Here is a 13,788-nt window from a genome sequence, read left to right on the forward strand (position 1 = left end):
TGCCAGTCACACGTCCGTTCCCTAGAGAATCCTGCTCATCTTTATGCATTCTCCGAACAGATGTAGTACAATAATGCAGAATCTCAGTGAAAGTGGGCGACTGCATGCTTACGCCTAGTATGGAAGATTATTTAGAAAAGATCTATGAACTGATGAAGGACAAGGGATACGCACGCGTTTCTGACATTGCAACATCACTCGCTGTGCAACCCTCTTCAGTAACCAAGATGATCCAAAAATTAGACGAACAAGAATATGTCACCTATGAAAAATATCGCGGGATCATTCTTACGAAATCTGGAGAGCAGATGGGGAGAGCGATGAAGCAAAGGCACTCCATGCTCGAAGAACTTCTGCGGATGCTTGGAATTGCCGAGGAAACGATCCAGGTAGACGTCGAAGGGATTGAACATCATGTCAGTCCGCAAACTGTAAAAGCCCTAACAAATCTCGTCGATTTTTTTCAGTGCCATCCTGAATATCTAACAGCATTCGCTCATCATAATCATAAACCACCTCAGCCTGCTAAGCCCGACACCGACCCTTCGAATGATCAAACGTAAGGTCGTGCATCAGACTTCCCCATTCTCGCGGTGCGCGAAGAAAAACCAGCGTTGTGCCGATTCAAGCTGAAACTGTTGCTCCAGACTCTGTATCTCTTTTTTTTGCTCATTCTCTGTATCTGTCGCAAACAGGCTTAGATCTACAGGAGGCACGTGCATAAAAAGAGAGCCGTCTGCGCCGAGGTGAACACTGCGAAATCCTGCTTCAAAAAGCGCTCTTAGCACAGTAAAAAGCGAATACGCTCGTTGCTCATGATGTTCGTCAAAACGCCTATACAGGCCGTTTTTGGCTTTGTCAAAGACCGTCAGATCATAAGCCACAAGAAGTCTTGTCTCGTCTACAGACGTTGTCATCAGGGCCGCTTGATGGTCTGAGATGTCATAGTGGACTTGGTTCCCTAAAACATGCAAAATTTTATATGGGGTATGCAAGTCAAACAAAAAATGCCCATTCTTTGATAACGCACGTGCAATCGAGCGAAAAGATGCGAGGAATTCTTCTTCAGTTAAAACATAATTCAACACATCGCAAAAAGACACACAAAACTCTGCCTGGACTCCTTCACTAGGCAAAGTCGCGGCAGTTGCCTGCACAAAAGACACGCGCTGACGGTAATTCCCAACCTTTTGGGCTGCAACAGCAAGCATCTCAGCCGATGGATCTACGCCTATGACTGTGCGGGACCGACGCAATAAATGCGGGATCATCACGCCGGTGCCGCATCCAAGATCAATTACCCGCACAAACGAAGAGCCAACATACTCTGTAGCGCGCTCAAAGAGTGCAGCAAACTGATCGTAAGGAACATCTCGCATCAAGTCGTCATAGACGCTTGAAAAAGCTTCGTACACCCTCTTGCAACTCCCTTTCCATTCAATCCAATTCCACGCTATACAGAGAGTGAGAGACGAGGTGCGTCTCCCCATAAGCGCTCCAAATCAAAAAAGCGGCGTTCTTCCTCTTGAAAAACATGCACAATAAGATCTCCGAAATCAAGTAATACCCATTTTCCTTCATCGTGACCTTCCATGCTTTTGCATCGAATGCCGCGTAATTCTAATCGCTCTGAAATTGCATCGGCAATCGCCTGCGCTTGAGTACGCGAATTTGCACTGCAGATTACAAAGTAATCGGCGATGACAGATAACTCCCGAATATCGAGAATGACAACGTCATTCGCTTTTTTGTCCTCCGCTGCATCTGCAGCCACTTTAGCGTACTCCCTCGACTGATCGCGCATGCGCAAACCTCCCAATGGTGTCTTTCTTGTCATTTTACTCTACGCTTTTCCGTTCGTTACGTCTATACTTTTCCAAAACTGATTGCGCATTTCAATGGTTTGAATCGCGATCGGCAAATGCCGTTCTAATAAAAACAAAATCGATGAATCTGCGACGCGAGCGACCGCATAAGCCAAACTGACTGTTGCAGCAGCGCGCAAATTCGCTACTTCAGGATACGTTCGCAATGGCTCGATCGCATCTGCCACATAGAGGACTTGAGCCACACTAGACATTTTTGGATGGCCCAACGTATGCCAAGCAATCGCTTCTTTTACTTCATCGTCAGTCACGCCAAAATCAAGTGCTAAACGTGCGGCAGCTACAGGACCATGCCATGTCACAGGGTCAGATTCAGGCAACGGAAAGTCTACCTCCTGTGCTAAACGCTTGAGTTCAGATGGTCCTAATTCGCGAAAGATATCATGCAGCCACGCTGCCGTCACGGCTTTTTGTTCATCCACTCCATAGCGTAATGCCAGCGTATGAGCTGTCTGTACAACCCCTTGTACATGCACATAACGTTTTTGGGATAAGCGCTGAGAGACGATTGAAGACCAATCCTTCACGAATTGTACACCCCCGTTTTTGCAATCCACTTTGCAACTTCTCGTGGTAACAAAGGGTCCACACGCAAGCCAGCCACTAATCTTTTGCGCAACCAGGAGCTTGAGAGATCTAAAGCGGGCATCTCAAGATGAATGACCTTTACATTTGAGATATGTTTTGGTGATTCTCTTTTCATGTCTTGCATAGACTGTTCCGGACGCGGAGCAACAATCAGGGTTACTTCTTTTGCAATTAATGCAGCATCTTTCCATTGAGCAAAATCGTTATACATATCTTCACCAAGAAGCAAAAACAATTCATCTTGAGGATAGCGTTCGCGATATGCACGTACTGTATCCACTGTATAGCTAGGTCCAGGACGTTCGCACTCAAGAGGATTGACATCAAAGTCAGCAAAATCTGTAACTGCCAATCGCACCATCTCCAGACGCACGGAGGCATCCGTCATGACTTGAAACAACTTATGTGGCGGCATGGCAGCAGGAATAAAGTCCACACGATCTAATTGTGCTGCTTCACTAGCAATTTGCGCGATCATCAAATGGCCTACATGGGGTGGATCAAAAGTTCCTCCAAATAATCCAATTCGCATACGATCAAGCGCGCGGCAGCACGATCGTACGATGATCCTGTGAACGACGATACACGATCAGTGTCCGTCCAATCGTCTGCACAATCTCTGCCTTTGTCATAGATTGTATCAACTGCGCCGCTTCCTCTATAGTGACCGCACTGTTTTTTAAAACTGAGATTTTAATTAACTCACGCGCTTCAAGTGCTAACCCAATTTGGTCTACTACCTGTTCCGTCACACCACTTTTTCCGATCTGAAGAATCGGTTGAAGTGGATGTGCAAGCGCTCGCAAATACCTCATTTGTTTCCCTGAAAGCCCCATGTCAACCACCATTTCTATCACTTTTTATGGATGATTCGCTAAAAACGCAAGTACCGCTTGTTCCATCACAGAAATCGCTGGATCTTCCGAAAACCACTGTGAAAATGCCAAAGCCCCTTGTTCGATCAGCATGCCAAGACCACCGTGTACACGTGCACCGCGCGCTTTTGCCGCTTGCAAAAGAGGAGTTTCTAGGGGTCGATACACGAGATCACTAACGATCATATTGGGACGAATCAACTCCTGATGAATGGGCAACAGTCCCTCTAAATGACCATACATCCCCACAGGTGTCGTATTGACTAGCACATCGATTGCTTCTGTGTTTATTTCCTCAATGGCAATCGCTCGCAGTTTTGCTTTGGGCGACCACTGCTGAAAATGTGCAATCAGTCGCTTTGCTCGCTGCACTTCGCGATTCGCCACGGTAAGCGACTCGCAATTTGCTTGTAGCAAAGCATCACCAATAGCTCGTGCGGCACCGCCCGCACCAAGAATCAATGCTTTACTCCCAGAGAGTGAGACGTTCAATTGTCGATTCACAGACTGAATCCACCCAGCACCGTCCGTATTGTCTCCAATCAATCGCTCCCCATCACGTACAATCGTGTTCACAGCACCAATCCGCCGCGCGCGATCAGACATCTCGTCAAGCCATGGCATAGCTAATTCTTTGTGTGGAATCGTTAAGTTCGCTCCCAAAAAACGCAGTGCACGCAGGCCTTGAAGCGCTTGCCCTAACTGCTTTTGTTCCACATCAATCGCTACATACAAAGCGTCTTTTTGCAGATCTGCAATCGCAGCGTTATGCATAATAGGGGAAAGCGAGTGCCCAATTGGATGGCCAAGTACACAAAGTAAATCTGGCAACTGAATCCCCCCCTAGACAGAATTTGTGCCAAAAATGCTAAAATCCTTCCTTCTACTCAGCAATTTTAAATTAAAGCCGGACGCACAGCAGGTTCAATCTGCGCGGGGGTATGCAAACGCAAATCAACTGCCGCTCCTGATAATCGAATCCATCCCAGCCCCGGAATCACCACATCGACAGGCCGCCCTTCTTTAAAGCCCATTTTCTTCACAACCAACTGCTGCAAGGTAGGATCACAAGAGGAACACGGAGGATTTAAAAGTCGACCGCGTTGGCGCTCATAAAGTTCATCAGCATTCTCCAGTTTTGTCCGATGAACAACCAGTTGATTGGCTGCATAAACGACAAAGGACTGAGAATTGCCTGACACAAAATCGAGTCGCGCCAATCCCCCTAAAAACAGCGTTTGTCCAGCATGTAATTGATAAACCCGAGGCCGTATTCGCTGTTTAGGAAGAATTTGTTTGAGCGAATCTGTACATACACGATCCTGAAGTCGATGAGTCCCAAGTAATCCTGGTGTGTCGATCACAGTCATACCCGTTTTTGCCATTTTAAAAGCGAGCGCGCCCAATGTAGTTCCAGGGAATGGACTCGTAGTATACAATTGTCCCTCTTCCGGATCACTCAACTGCAAAATTTTATTTAATAAAGAGGATTTACCCACATTTGCCATTCCAACTACAACCACAGGCTTGTCCCGTGCATCGCGTCGCAATCGATCAAATAGCGATTGTACTCCGCCTCCCGATTTGGCACTTACGACAAACACTTCTGCAGGCTCAAGTTCATGGCGCCTAGCCTCGCGCCATAACCAACTACGGACACGATCGGGATTTGTGCGCAACGGAAAGAGATCAAATTTATTCGCCGCTAAAATCACTTCATGTTGTCTCAAAACACCTTGCAACCCCCGAACGACGCTGCCATTAAAATCAAATAGATCTACTGCATACAGCACAACCGCAGGTCGCTCTAATGCTCGCATTACAGCTGCTCGGTAATCTTGCTCTGTGACACTTGCAGGCGTAATCTCACCGTAATGCTTAATTCGATAGCACCGCTGACACAGTGGAAATTCACGCATAAAAGCGTCCCCTGTAATGTACCCTTTTTCTCCTTCACGCTCCATTTGCAGTGGTGCGCCACAACCCGTACAAACCATACTCATGAATGAAATTCTTCCCCTTCTTTGGCGACTCCTGAAACATCAAACGAAAAATATTCTGCTTGCGCCATATTCGGTTTTTTCCCACGCAAAATCAACTTTTCGGCGACGCGCACCAAACGCGTACCCGCAAACTCCTGCGGATGTATCGGCTCCACTAAAATTGTATAGAGTCCCATCCGATTCCCCCCTAGGATATCCGTAAATAGTTGATCTCCAATCATTGCCGTTTCCTCTCGCGTCGTTTTTAAGAGTTGAAGCGCTGTATAAAAAGACCGCCTACGCGGTTTGCGCGCCTTATGCAAGGCAGGAATCTCAACAAGACGCGCAAAATTTGACACGCGCAGCGCATCGTTGTTTGACAAGATGCAAATGCGAAATCCAAGTTTTTGCACATGCAACAACCATGCGATCAATTTCTCTGTCGCATGTGGGGAATTCCACTCCACTAACGTGTTGTCTAAGTCAGTGATGATCCCGCGCATGCCATTTTGCCATAACCGTTCGAGGTGGATGTGATAGATCGATGTCACATACTCGCGCGGTTGCAGTGAACCGAACACCGACATCCCGCCCTTCCATTTCGATGTTGTTCATCGTATCACAGGCAGAATAGCGATGCAAAACACTTTTTCTGTTTACGTATTCACTTCCCTGTTTTCATGAATTGCTCTTGCAATTTATGCAACGCACGCTTTTCAATGCGAGAAACATAAGAACGCGAAATCCCAAGTTCACGAGCGATTTCCCGCTGCGTCTTTTCTGTTCCATAGGGAAGCCCAAAACGCGCCCAGATGATCTGTCGTTCTCTGTGATCGAGAACCGCTAGACCGTTATAAATACGATCACGATCCATGCGAAATTGGATTGTCTCTACAATTTCTTCCTCTTCACTGCCTAGAATGTCTAGTAAAGAGACTTCATTGCCTTCTTTGTCTTGTCCAATTGATTCGTGAATGGATACGTCTTTGCTCACTTTTCGCAATGCCCGCATGTGCATGAGAATTTCATTTTCGATGCATCGTGCAGCGTAAGTCGCTAAGCGAACCCCTTTCTCAGGTTTAAATGTTTGGATCCCCTTAATAAGCCCGATTGTCCCAATTGAGATCAAATCATCTGCATCTTCTTTTCCTTGGTCATATTTCTTTACAATATGTGCTACAAGTCGCAAATTGTGTTCAATCAACAGATTGCGAGCAGACTCATCGCCCTCTTGCATCTTTAAAATCGCTTGTTCTTCTTGCTCATGCGTCAACGGCTGAGGAAAGGTATGGTTTTTTACGAAAGAAACAAAGACGGATAACTCCCGCACGAGCATCGCCAATATGGTCAAGAGCCCCATTCGTAAACCTCCTTTGCGCTGCGAAAAATTGTATGCGCATGGGACAGTAAACATGTGGAGCTCTATGACTTAATTGCCTGTATGATTCTGTTGCCGTTTTGCGAGATTTTGCTGTCTTTTTGCTTCATTTGCTAATTGTTGTTGGTATGTTGTTGCAAAGTAGCTCGCTCCAGTGCCATTTCCCTTTGCGACATAATAATAATAATCGGTTTTTGCTGGATGCAAAGTTGCCTCAATCGAAGCAAGACCTGGATTGGCGATTGGACCCGGCGGCAACCCATAATCAACATACGTATTATAGGGACTGTTCACCGTGAATGCAGAAGCTGGCAAAATAGAAGGATCGCCAATCGCATAAAGTACGGTCGCATCAATGCGCAAACGCATTGGAGGATGGTGATGCAAGCGATTAAAGATGACACTTGCGATCAATGGACGCTCGCGATTTAACTTTGCTTCACGCTCAACCATCGATGCAATCGTTAACATTTGTGTTAATGTCAAATCTTCTTGCCGCATAGCAAGGAGACGCTTTGGCGTTAATACTTGATTCATCTCGCCTAGCATCGCATTTAGTACGTCTTTTGGTGATTCGCCAAGTAAAAAGTCATACGTATCCGGAAATAAATACCCTTCCAATCGATCACGAATTGCTGGGTTATGCGGAAGTGCTTTTATAAACCAGTAAGAAAACTGATCATGTTGCACAGCATACATAAATGAAGCATAGGAACAAACTTTCTTTGCCGCTAAAACAGTGGCAATCTGGCGAACTGTGAAGCCTTCAGGAATCGTCACGCGCACCGTATTATATTGTGCAGCACCTTGTTTTAGCTCATGTACCACTTGCGCGATCGTCATGCCAGATTGGAATTTATAATGCCCGGCTTGTAGATCTGCACCTTGTTGAGTGATAAACAAATAGAGGCGAAACCATAATGGACTTTGAATGAGACCATGAGCGGTTAAGACATCTGCGATATCTACACTAGACATTCCCGGTCGCACGTTGATCCACTGGCTCTGACCGGGTTTTCCATTCGGTTGATGTGCAATCCAATTGATCACGCCAAAAAATCCAGCGATCAAAAGAAACAAGAAGAGAATTGCCACCCCGAGAATAATCATCACGCGGCGAACGGTTCCTGTCGTTAGACGAGCATTCCACATCAACTTTGGTCGTCCAATTCAAACAAAATCGTATCAAACGCCTCCGCTACATTTTCCCACTCATCATCATCTTCAATCCCAACAAATTCAATTGCGTCAGTCTCAATGTCCCCTTCCACTCGAAAAATGAGTGGTTCTTCTTTCGCATCCTGTTCAGACTGCAAAACGACATAATGACGTTCATTCATCTCAATCACGCGTAACACGCGGTACGGCTCTTCCTGCCCTTCATCGTCTACTAGAACAACATGTCCTTGTAGCAATTCATCCATCATGTTGTGTTCTCCCCTTAGACTCGAGATACGTCTGCAGGATGAGTGCAGCAGCAACCTTATCTACGACTTTTTTGCGCTTGTCCCGACGCACATCCGATTGAATGAGCAATTTTTCTGCGCTAACCGTAGACAGTCGCTCATCAATCCACGCTATCGGCAGTCCTGTGACTCGTTCCAATTCCTGTGCAAACGCCTTTGTTTGTTCTACCCGTTCACCGAGCGATCCATTCATATGCACAGGTAATCCCACAACAAGCAATCCGACATCATTAGCCGAAATAATTTCAGCAATACGAGCAATCGGATCATCCACTTTTTTTCGTTCAATGACTTCATAGGTTTGCGCAGTAAGCCATAGCGGATCACTTAATGCAATCCCAATCCGCGCGTCACCATAATCGATGCCAAGTACCCTCATGACAATCGGGCCGCCAAATAGGCCCGCACAAGCTCCTCAATCAACTCGTCCCGCTCCACCCTTCGAACCGCATCACGCGCATCTTTATAGCTAGTTATATAAGCAGGATCCCCAGAAATTAAATACCCCGCAATCTGATGAATCGGATTGTACCCCTTCTCAGTCAACGCATCATAAGCTAACATCAGCGCGCGCTCTGCACGATTCGGCTCATCAGGCCGAAGGCGAAATTGCATCGTTTCTTCAAATGAAGACATATGGGCAAACCCCCTTCGCGATGCTGATCTCTTTACGCTCGCTATATTCCACACACTTGCCGTGAAATCCTCTTTTGCAAGCGCAATTTCACGGCAAATGCCATTTTGCAAAAACAAAGCGCATGAAAAAATTCAATTGCTAAACTTTCCCCGCACTATTGTGTCACCTGTGCAGCAAGTAATTTTCGCGCTGTTTCAAGTGCTGCATCAAGTTGTTCTGGCAATTTTCCTCCTGCCTGCGCTAAATCAGGACGACCTCCACCTGATCCTCCCGCGATTGCCGCCACTTCTTTTACCAGTTTCCCTGCATGAAATCCTTTAGCTTGCAATTCCTTGGGTACATAGACGACAAATGCAGCTTTCCCCTCTTTTGCAGAGCCTAAGATCATCAACAAATCTTGCTTGCGCGCTTTTAGAGCATCGACAATGACACGAAGTCCATCGACATCTAAGCCCTGAAGTTTGGCGACAAGCATCGAACCGCCTGGCATCGGCTCAACACGCTCGAGTAACTGTAGCGCTTCGAGACTTCCAAGCTTACCTGTAAGCGATTCGACCTCACGCTCCAACTGCTTTGCATGCCCTAGTAGTGATTCTATCCGCTGTGGCACTTGTATAATACTGGAACGCAAAGAATCTGCAACCGTCGTCAAGAGTCTTTCTTCAGCAACCACGAATTCATAGGCGTGTTTCCCCGTCACCGCCTCAATCCGACGAACTCCCGATCCAATTCCGCCTTCTTGCACCAATTTGAAGAGGCCAATTTGCCCTGTGCGATTCACATGACAACCTCCACATAATTCAATTGAATAGGTGCCCGCTTTTACAACCCGCACGATGTCCCCATATTTTTCTCCAAAGAGTGCCATTGCGCCGAGGGACTTTGCTTCCTCTCGCCCCATTTCCTCAATCGTTACCGGTTCATCACGCCAGATTTGTTCATTCACTAGTCGCTCTACTTGTTCCAATTCGGCACGCGATAACGACCCGACATGTGAGAAATCAAAGCGTAGACGCTCGGGCAAAACAAGAGAACCCGCCTGTGCTACATGTTCCCCAAGCACTTCGCGCAACGCTTTATGCAAAAGATGAGTAGCGGTGTGATTCTTTGTGATGTCAGCACGCGCATTTACATCAATTGCGGCTGTGACTGTCTCACCGATCACTGCGGTGCCCATCACTACTTCGCAGTCATGGACATGCTGACCGTGTGGAGCTTTTTGCACGTCAAGTACGCGCAACTCAAAGTCGGGATGTATCAGCATTCCACGATCTGCTACTTGTCCTCCACTTTCCGCATAAAATGGGGTTCGGTCGAGCACAACTTTTACACGCTCACCAAGATGTGCAGATGTGGCCTGTTCTCCATTTACAAGCATCCATTCAATTTTAGCTGAAATTACAGATTCTGTGTATCCGACAAATTCGCTAGAAACGGTCAGCTCATGCAACACTTCACTTTGCACCTGCATACTGTCGACTTCCTGGCGCGCGTTGCGTGCGCGTACACGCTGTTCTTCGAGTGCTTGCAAAAACCCCTCGCGATCGACTTGAAGTCCACTTTCTGCTGCAATTTCTTCTGTCAAATCAATCGGGAATCCGTACGTGTCATACAGCTTAAAAGCCTGTGGACCGGAAATTACCGACCCCTGTTGTGCTTTTACACGTGTGATCACATCTGTCAGTAATGCTTCCCCTTCGCTTAGCGTTTCAAAAAAACGCTCCTCTTCCATGCGAATGATGCGTTCAGTGTATTGTCGTTTCTGTGCGACCTCAGGATAATAATCTTCCATGATCTCACCGACGACCTGCACCAAACGGTAGAGAAACGGCTGATTGTACCCGAGTTGTTTTCCACTGCGAACGGCTCTGCGCAGTAGACGGCGAATCACATACCCACGCCCCTCATTACTAGGCGACACCCCATCAGTAATCGAAAAAGCCACTGTACGAACATGATCGGCAATAATTTTTAGCTTTGTATCAATATCTGACACACTTCCATAACGCACACCAATCAGTTCTGCCGCTCGATCAATAATAGGTCGAAAGAGATCCGTATCAAAATTTGTTGCTACATTTTGCAACACAGAGGCAGTTCGCTCAAGCCCCATTCCTGTGTCAATATTCTTCTTTGGGAGAGGGGTATAGGAACCATCTGGGTTATGATTATATTGGCTGAAAACGAGATTCCAGATTTCTAAATGGCGATCACAATCACATGCAGCATCACAGTCTTCACGGCCACAGCCAACCCCTGGACCGCGGTCGAAAAAAATCTCCGAGTTAGGACCACACGGACCTTCACCGATATCCCAAAAATTATCTTCAACGCGTAAAATTTTCTCTTCAGGAATGCCGATTTCTCGATGCCAAATTAGAAATGCCTCATCATCTTCCGGATGAATTGTTACTGATAATCGTTCCGGCGCGATGTGAAGACGATCGGTCAAAAACTCCCATGCCCAATGAATGGCCTCGCGCTTAAAATAATCGCCAATAGAAAAATTCCCGAGCATTTCAAAAAACGTTTGATGGCGTGCAGTTTTCCCAACATTTTCAATATCATTCGTGCGAATGCACTTTTGACTATTTGTCATACGTGGATTCGCAGGGACGACACGACCATCAAAATATTTCTTTAAGGGAGCCATTCCACTGTTAATCCACAAAAGTGAAGCATCGTCTTGCGGAACTAAACTAGCGCTTGGCATGATATCATGCCCTTTTTCCCGAAAAAACTCGACATACTTTCTGCGCAATTCACTGCCTTTCACTTCAATAACCCCCTGCATCTCGTCCTAAAACAAAAGAAGCCCCTCGTCCTCAAAAGGGACGTGAGACTCACGCGGTACCACCCTCATTATGTCAACGCAACAGATCGTAGCGATTCTGCCTTTTGTCGACACCACTCTGCGCGCGTTAACGGGCGCATCCGTCACGTTCTGCTCCGTGCAGCCTTCGGACTGGCTTCCTTTCTTCTTCACGTGTGAACCCTCTCAGCAAATGCGCAATTCACTCTCTGAACGTGGGCTAGAAAGTACTCTTGTCCTGCATCGCCATTTGAGTTGGAGTATAGCAAATGCGACTCGTTGGCGCAAGTGACCGTACACATAAAATCGTGCAAAGGAGAGAGTCGCAACTGTGCAATATAAGTTGCCACTCTCTCCTTTTGAACGATCTAAAATTTACGCTACATCCCCGGCAAACGAGGAATTCGATTCATCTTTGACAACTTGTAATACATTCCCCAACCTCTTTTCACCCAATGCCCATAGATCGGCATAAATTTCATCTTTGCACGCTTATAATCGCGTTCCACATAAACCGCACCATTCCCGCTATCCATCACACAAAGAATACTCAGATGTTCTTTGTATCCCAGGAAATCACTTCCACCTGCCTCGCGAGTAGCAAGATTATGTGCGGTATTACGGGCCATGACTTCAGCCACATGACCTTGTTTCGCTTCCCAATCCGTTGTACCTAAAGCTGCTGCATCCCCGATCGCATACACATTGTCGAACCCTTCCACCTGACAATAATCGTCTATTTTTATAAATCCAGCTTCAGACAGCGGAAGATCAGAATCCTTTAGTGCATAATGACCAGTCCCCGCTGATATAAACATCGTTAAATCACTTTCCAATTTTGATCCATCTTCGAAAATGACTCCATCTGGAACAAAACGCGTGATTTTCTTTCCAAACTTTGTATCTATGCCTAGATTTTTAAACATTTTATTCATTCCAACGACAACCTGATCTCCCATTCGGGCACCTGGGTTCTCCATGGGCGCAAAAAAAGTGAGGTCGAACTGATCTCTCAACTGTCTTTTTGTAAGAAAGTGATGAAAATTAAACATAACTTCAAATGCCGGCCCACCGCGAACAGCCGAGGGATCTTTGGGATTGCCGCCAAAGCCAACGGCAATTTTTCCATAACCCCTCTCTGCCAGATCTTCTAAGCGATCATTTAACATCACTGCTTCTTTCGGATCACCACAAACCGACAAAGTATGTTCTACACCCTCTGGCTTCAATTTACTTGCACCGATTGCAATGACTAAATAATCATAATCGGTGTATTCTCCTTGATTTTTCAGCAATACTTTGTTTTCTCTCGCTCGCACATTGATCACTTCATCCACAATTACCTGAAACCCATGTCGACGAGCTAATTTTGCCAAGGGAATACTGACGTCATCCAACGTCTTTTCCCCAGTCGGGATCCAAATCGAGATTGGATAAATATAATCATAGTCACGATTAGAAATTAAAGTGACCTCAAAATTTTTCTTTCGCAAATAAATCGCCGCTTCAACGCCAGCGATTCCCCCACCCAAAACCGTTACCTTCTTCATCTTTTTCGCCCCCGTGTATGTTCACTTGTTTCTTCTTTCTGAAATGTATCCAGCATCATCGCTCGCAAACGGGCATTTTCTCGACGTAACGTTTGAATTTCTGTATATGCACGTGCAAGTAATTCACGCAAACGGACAATTTCTTCTGTATCTTGATCATGTGCACACGCTTTTATGTCATTTTGATTTTCCGGGAACTCCGGCAAAGTGGCCCCAAAATACTTGGACGTTCGTTTGCCATTTTCCGTACGCGTACCATACCAATACGGACCATGACCACGCCCTTCTGAACAGGTTCGACAAAAAGGTTTCCCACACTTGCGATAAACCTGACTGAGGCTCCATCCACCTATGCGAAGAGCCAAGGTGATTCACCTTCATTCTTGTATGTTCTTGTATGTCACACAAGCATTGTAAGCGTAAAAGGGGCGATATACAAGAAGACAAACTGTAAACATAACGATTTAAAAGGTAGGAGTATGACATAAAAATTTAACATTTAAGAGAAAAAAACCTCATAAAGAGAACTCAACACCCGAAATAATCGAGTAGGAGGGGGCGGCTAGCCCCCGACCTCTCACACCACCGTACATGCGGGTCCGCATACGGCGGTT

Annotated in this window: 17 protein-coding genes and 1 other annotated feature; of the genes, 1 reads left to right on the forward strand and 16 read right to left on the reverse strand. The window is 46.2% G+C overall.

Annotation, left to right across the window (positions count from 1 at the left end; all coding sequences use genetic code 11):
* The first annotated feature begins 104 nt into the window (after nucleotides 1-104).
* Nucleotides 105-563 (forward strand): transcriptional regulator MntR, encoded by a 459-nt coding sequence (gene mntR / locus BM613_RS10055; protein ID WP_181363046.1) that lies wholly within the window; start codon nucleotides 105-107, stop codon nucleotides 561-563.
* A gap of 9 nt (nucleotides 564-572) precedes the next feature.
* Here mntR and BM613_RS10060 read toward each other — a convergent pair whose 3' ends face one another.
* From BM613_RS10060 to BM613_RS10140, 16 genes are all read right to left on the reverse strand, one after another.
* The gene (locus BM613_RS10060; RefSeq protein ID WP_181363047.1) at nucleotides 573-1,415 is read right to left on the reverse strand and encodes a class I SAM-dependent DNA methyltransferase; all 843 of its coding nucleotides are present in this window, start codon (nucleotides 1,413-1,415) and stop codon (nucleotides 573-575) included.
* Nucleotides 1,416-1,453: 38 nt separating this feature from the next.
* Nucleotides 1,454-1,804 (reverse strand): ribosome silencing factor, encoded by a 351-nt coding sequence (gene rsfS / locus BM613_RS10065; protein ID WP_109431051.1) that lies wholly within the window; start codon nucleotides 1,802-1,804, stop codon nucleotides 1,454-1,456.
* A gap of 39 nt (nucleotides 1,805-1,843) precedes the next feature.
* The gene (yqeK, locus tag BM613_RS10070; RefSeq protein ID WP_181363048.1) at nucleotides 1,844-2,413 is read right to left on the reverse strand and encodes a bis(5'-nucleosyl)-tetraphosphatase (symmetrical) YqeK; all 570 of its coding nucleotides are present in this window, start codon (nucleotides 2,411-2,413) and stop codon (nucleotides 1,844-1,846) included.
* Nucleotides 2,410-3,006 (reverse strand): nicotinate-nucleotide adenylyltransferase, encoded by a 597-nt coding sequence (nadD, locus tag BM613_RS10075; RefSeq protein WP_109431053.1) that lies wholly within the window; start codon nucleotides 3,004-3,006, stop codon nucleotides 2,410-2,412. Before nadD ends, yqeK begins: the two co-directional genes overlap by 4 nt.
* Before the next feature lie 4 nt (nucleotides 3,007-3,010).
* Entirely contained in the window at nucleotides 3,011-3,322 is a 312-nt protein-coding gene (yhbY, locus tag BM613_RS10080; RefSeq protein ID WP_245926348.1) for a ribosome assembly RNA-binding protein YhbY, read from the reverse strand.
* A gap of 12 nt (nucleotides 3,323-3,334) precedes the next feature.
* Nucleotides 3,335-4,180 carry a shikimate dehydrogenase gene (aroE, locus tag BM613_RS10085; protein ID WP_181363049.1) on the reverse strand — a complete coding sequence of 282 codons (846 nt, stop codon included), beginning with the start codon at nucleotides 4,178-4,180 and terminating at the stop codon, nucleotides 3,335-3,337.
* Between the two features lie 65 nt (nucleotides 4,181-4,245).
* Nucleotides 4,246-5,352 (reverse strand): ribosome biogenesis GTPase YqeH, encoded by a 1,107-nt coding sequence (yqeH, locus tag BM613_RS10090; RefSeq protein ID WP_109431056.1) that lies wholly within the window; start codon nucleotides 5,350-5,352, stop codon nucleotides 4,246-4,248.
* Nucleotides 5,349-5,918, reverse strand: a complete 570-nt coding sequence (locus BM613_RS10095; RefSeq protein WP_109431057.1) for a YqeG family HAD IIIA-type phosphatase — start codon at nucleotides 5,916-5,918, stop codon at nucleotides 5,349-5,351. Before BM613_RS10095 ends, yqeH begins: the two co-directional genes overlap by 4 nt.
* Nucleotides 5,919-5,995: 77 nt before the next feature.
* On the reverse strand, nucleotides 5,996-6,691 hold the full coding sequence (gene sigK, locus BM613_RS10100; RefSeq protein ID WP_109431058.1) for an RNA polymerase sporulation sigma factor SigK: 696 nt from the start codon (nucleotides 6,689-6,691) through the stop codon (nucleotides 5,996-5,998).
* 69 nt (nucleotides 6,692-6,760) lie between these two features.
* The gene (gene mltG, locus BM613_RS10105; protein WP_109431059.1) at nucleotides 6,761-7,861 is read right to left on the reverse strand and encodes an endolytic transglycosylase MltG; all 1,101 of its coding nucleotides are present in this window, start codon (nucleotides 7,859-7,861) and stop codon (nucleotides 6,761-6,763) included.
* Nucleotides 7,861-8,136 (reverse strand): DUF1292 domain-containing protein, encoded by a 276-nt coding sequence (locus tag BM613_RS10110; RefSeq protein ID WP_109431060.1) that lies wholly within the window; start codon nucleotides 8,134-8,136, stop codon nucleotides 7,861-7,863. The genes mltG and BM613_RS10110 overlap by 1 nt, the downstream gene beginning before the upstream one ends.
* A complete protein-coding gene (gene ruvX, locus BM613_RS10115) occupies nucleotides 8,126-8,554 on the reverse strand; it encodes a Holliday junction resolvase RuvX (RefSeq protein WP_109431061.1) in 429 nt (142 codons plus the stop codon). Before ruvX ends, BM613_RS10110 begins: the two co-directional genes overlap by 11 nt.
* A complete protein-coding gene (locus tag BM613_RS10120) occupies nucleotides 8,551-8,811 on the reverse strand; it encodes an IreB family regulatory phosphoprotein (protein ID WP_109431062.1) in 261 nt (86 codons plus the stop codon). Before BM613_RS10120 ends, ruvX begins: the two co-directional genes overlap by 4 nt.
* Before the next feature lie 155 nt (nucleotides 8,812-8,966).
* Nucleotides 8,967-11,588, reverse strand: a complete 2,622-nt coding sequence (alaS, locus tag BM613_RS10125; RefSeq protein WP_109431063.1) for an alanine--tRNA ligase — start codon at nucleotides 11,586-11,588, stop codon at nucleotides 8,967-8,969.
* Between the two features lie 51 nt (nucleotides 11,589-11,639).
* Nucleotides 11,640-11,877: a binding site (T-box leader), on the reverse strand.
* Nucleotides 11,878-12,004: 127 nt separating this feature from the next.
* Complete coding sequence (locus BM613_RS10135) at nucleotides 12,005-13,174, reverse strand: NAD(P)/FAD-dependent oxidoreductase (protein ID WP_109431065.1); 1,170 nt, start codon at nucleotides 13,172-13,174, stop codon at nucleotides 12,005-12,007.
* Nucleotides 13,171-13,539, reverse strand: coding sequence for a DUF6788 family protein (locus tag BM613_RS10140; protein WP_109431066.1), 369 nt, complete (start codon nucleotides 13,537-13,539; stop codon nucleotides 13,171-13,173). Before BM613_RS10140 ends, BM613_RS10135 begins: the two co-directional genes overlap by 4 nt.
* Between the last annotated feature and the right edge of the window lie 249 nt (nucleotides 13,540-13,788).

Origin of the sequence: Sulfoacidibacillus thermotolerans (assembly GCF_003144315.1) — a bacterium.
Classification (GTDB): Bacteria; Bacillota; Bacilli; order Alicyclobacillales; family SLC66; genus Sulfoacidibacillus; species Sulfoacidibacillus thermotolerans.

What these genes read in the sequence shown, in the direction of transcription:
- nadD (WP_109431053.1), bottom strand. Translation starts at nt 3,006, where the DNA reads ATGCGAATTGGATTATTTGGAGGAACTTTTGATCCACCCCATGTAGGC.
- yhbY (WP_245926348.1), bottom strand. Translation starts at nt 3,322, where the DNA reads ATGGTGGTTGACATGGGGCTTTCAGGGAAACAAATGAGGTATTTGCGA.
- rsfS (WP_109431051.1), bottom strand. Translation starts at nt 1,804, where the DNA reads ATGCGCGATCAGTCGAGGGAGTACGCTAAAGTGGCTGCAGATGCAGCG.
- mntR (WP_181363046.1), top strand. Translation starts at nt 105, where the DNA reads ATGCTTACGCCTAGTATGGAAGATTATTTAGAAAAGATCTATGAACTG.
- BM613_RS10110 (WP_109431060.1), bottom strand. Translation starts at nt 8,136, where the DNA reads ATGATGGATGAATTGCTACAAGGACATGTTGTTCTAGTAGACGATGAA.
- yqeH (WP_109431056.1), bottom strand. Translation starts at nt 5,352, where the DNA reads ATGAGTATGGTTTGTACGGGTTGTGGCGCACCACTGCAAATGGAGCGT.
- ruvX (WP_109431061.1), bottom strand. Translation starts at nt 8,554, where the DNA reads ATGAGGGTACTTGGCATCGATTATGGTGACGCGCGGATTGGGATTGCA.
- BM613_RS10120 (WP_109431062.1), bottom strand. Translation starts at nt 8,811, where the DNA reads ATGTCTTCATTTGAAGAAACGATGCAATTTCGCCTTCGGCCTGATGAG.
- BM613_RS10135 (WP_109431065.1), bottom strand. Translation starts at nt 13,174, where the DNA reads ATGAAGAAGGTAACGGTTTTGGGTGGGGGAATCGCTGGCGTTGAAGCG.
- BM613_RS10095 (WP_109431057.1), bottom strand. Translation starts at nt 5,918, where the DNA reads ATGTCGGTGTTCGGTTCACTGCAACCGCGCGAGTATGTGACATCGATC.
- sigK (WP_109431058.1), bottom strand. Translation starts at nt 6,691, where the DNA reads ATGGGGCTCTTGACCATATTGGCGATGCTCGTGCGGGAGTTATCCGTC.
- mltG (WP_109431059.1), bottom strand. Translation starts at nt 7,861, where the DNA reads ATGTGGAATGCTCGTCTAACGACAGGAACCGTTCGCCGCGTGATGATT.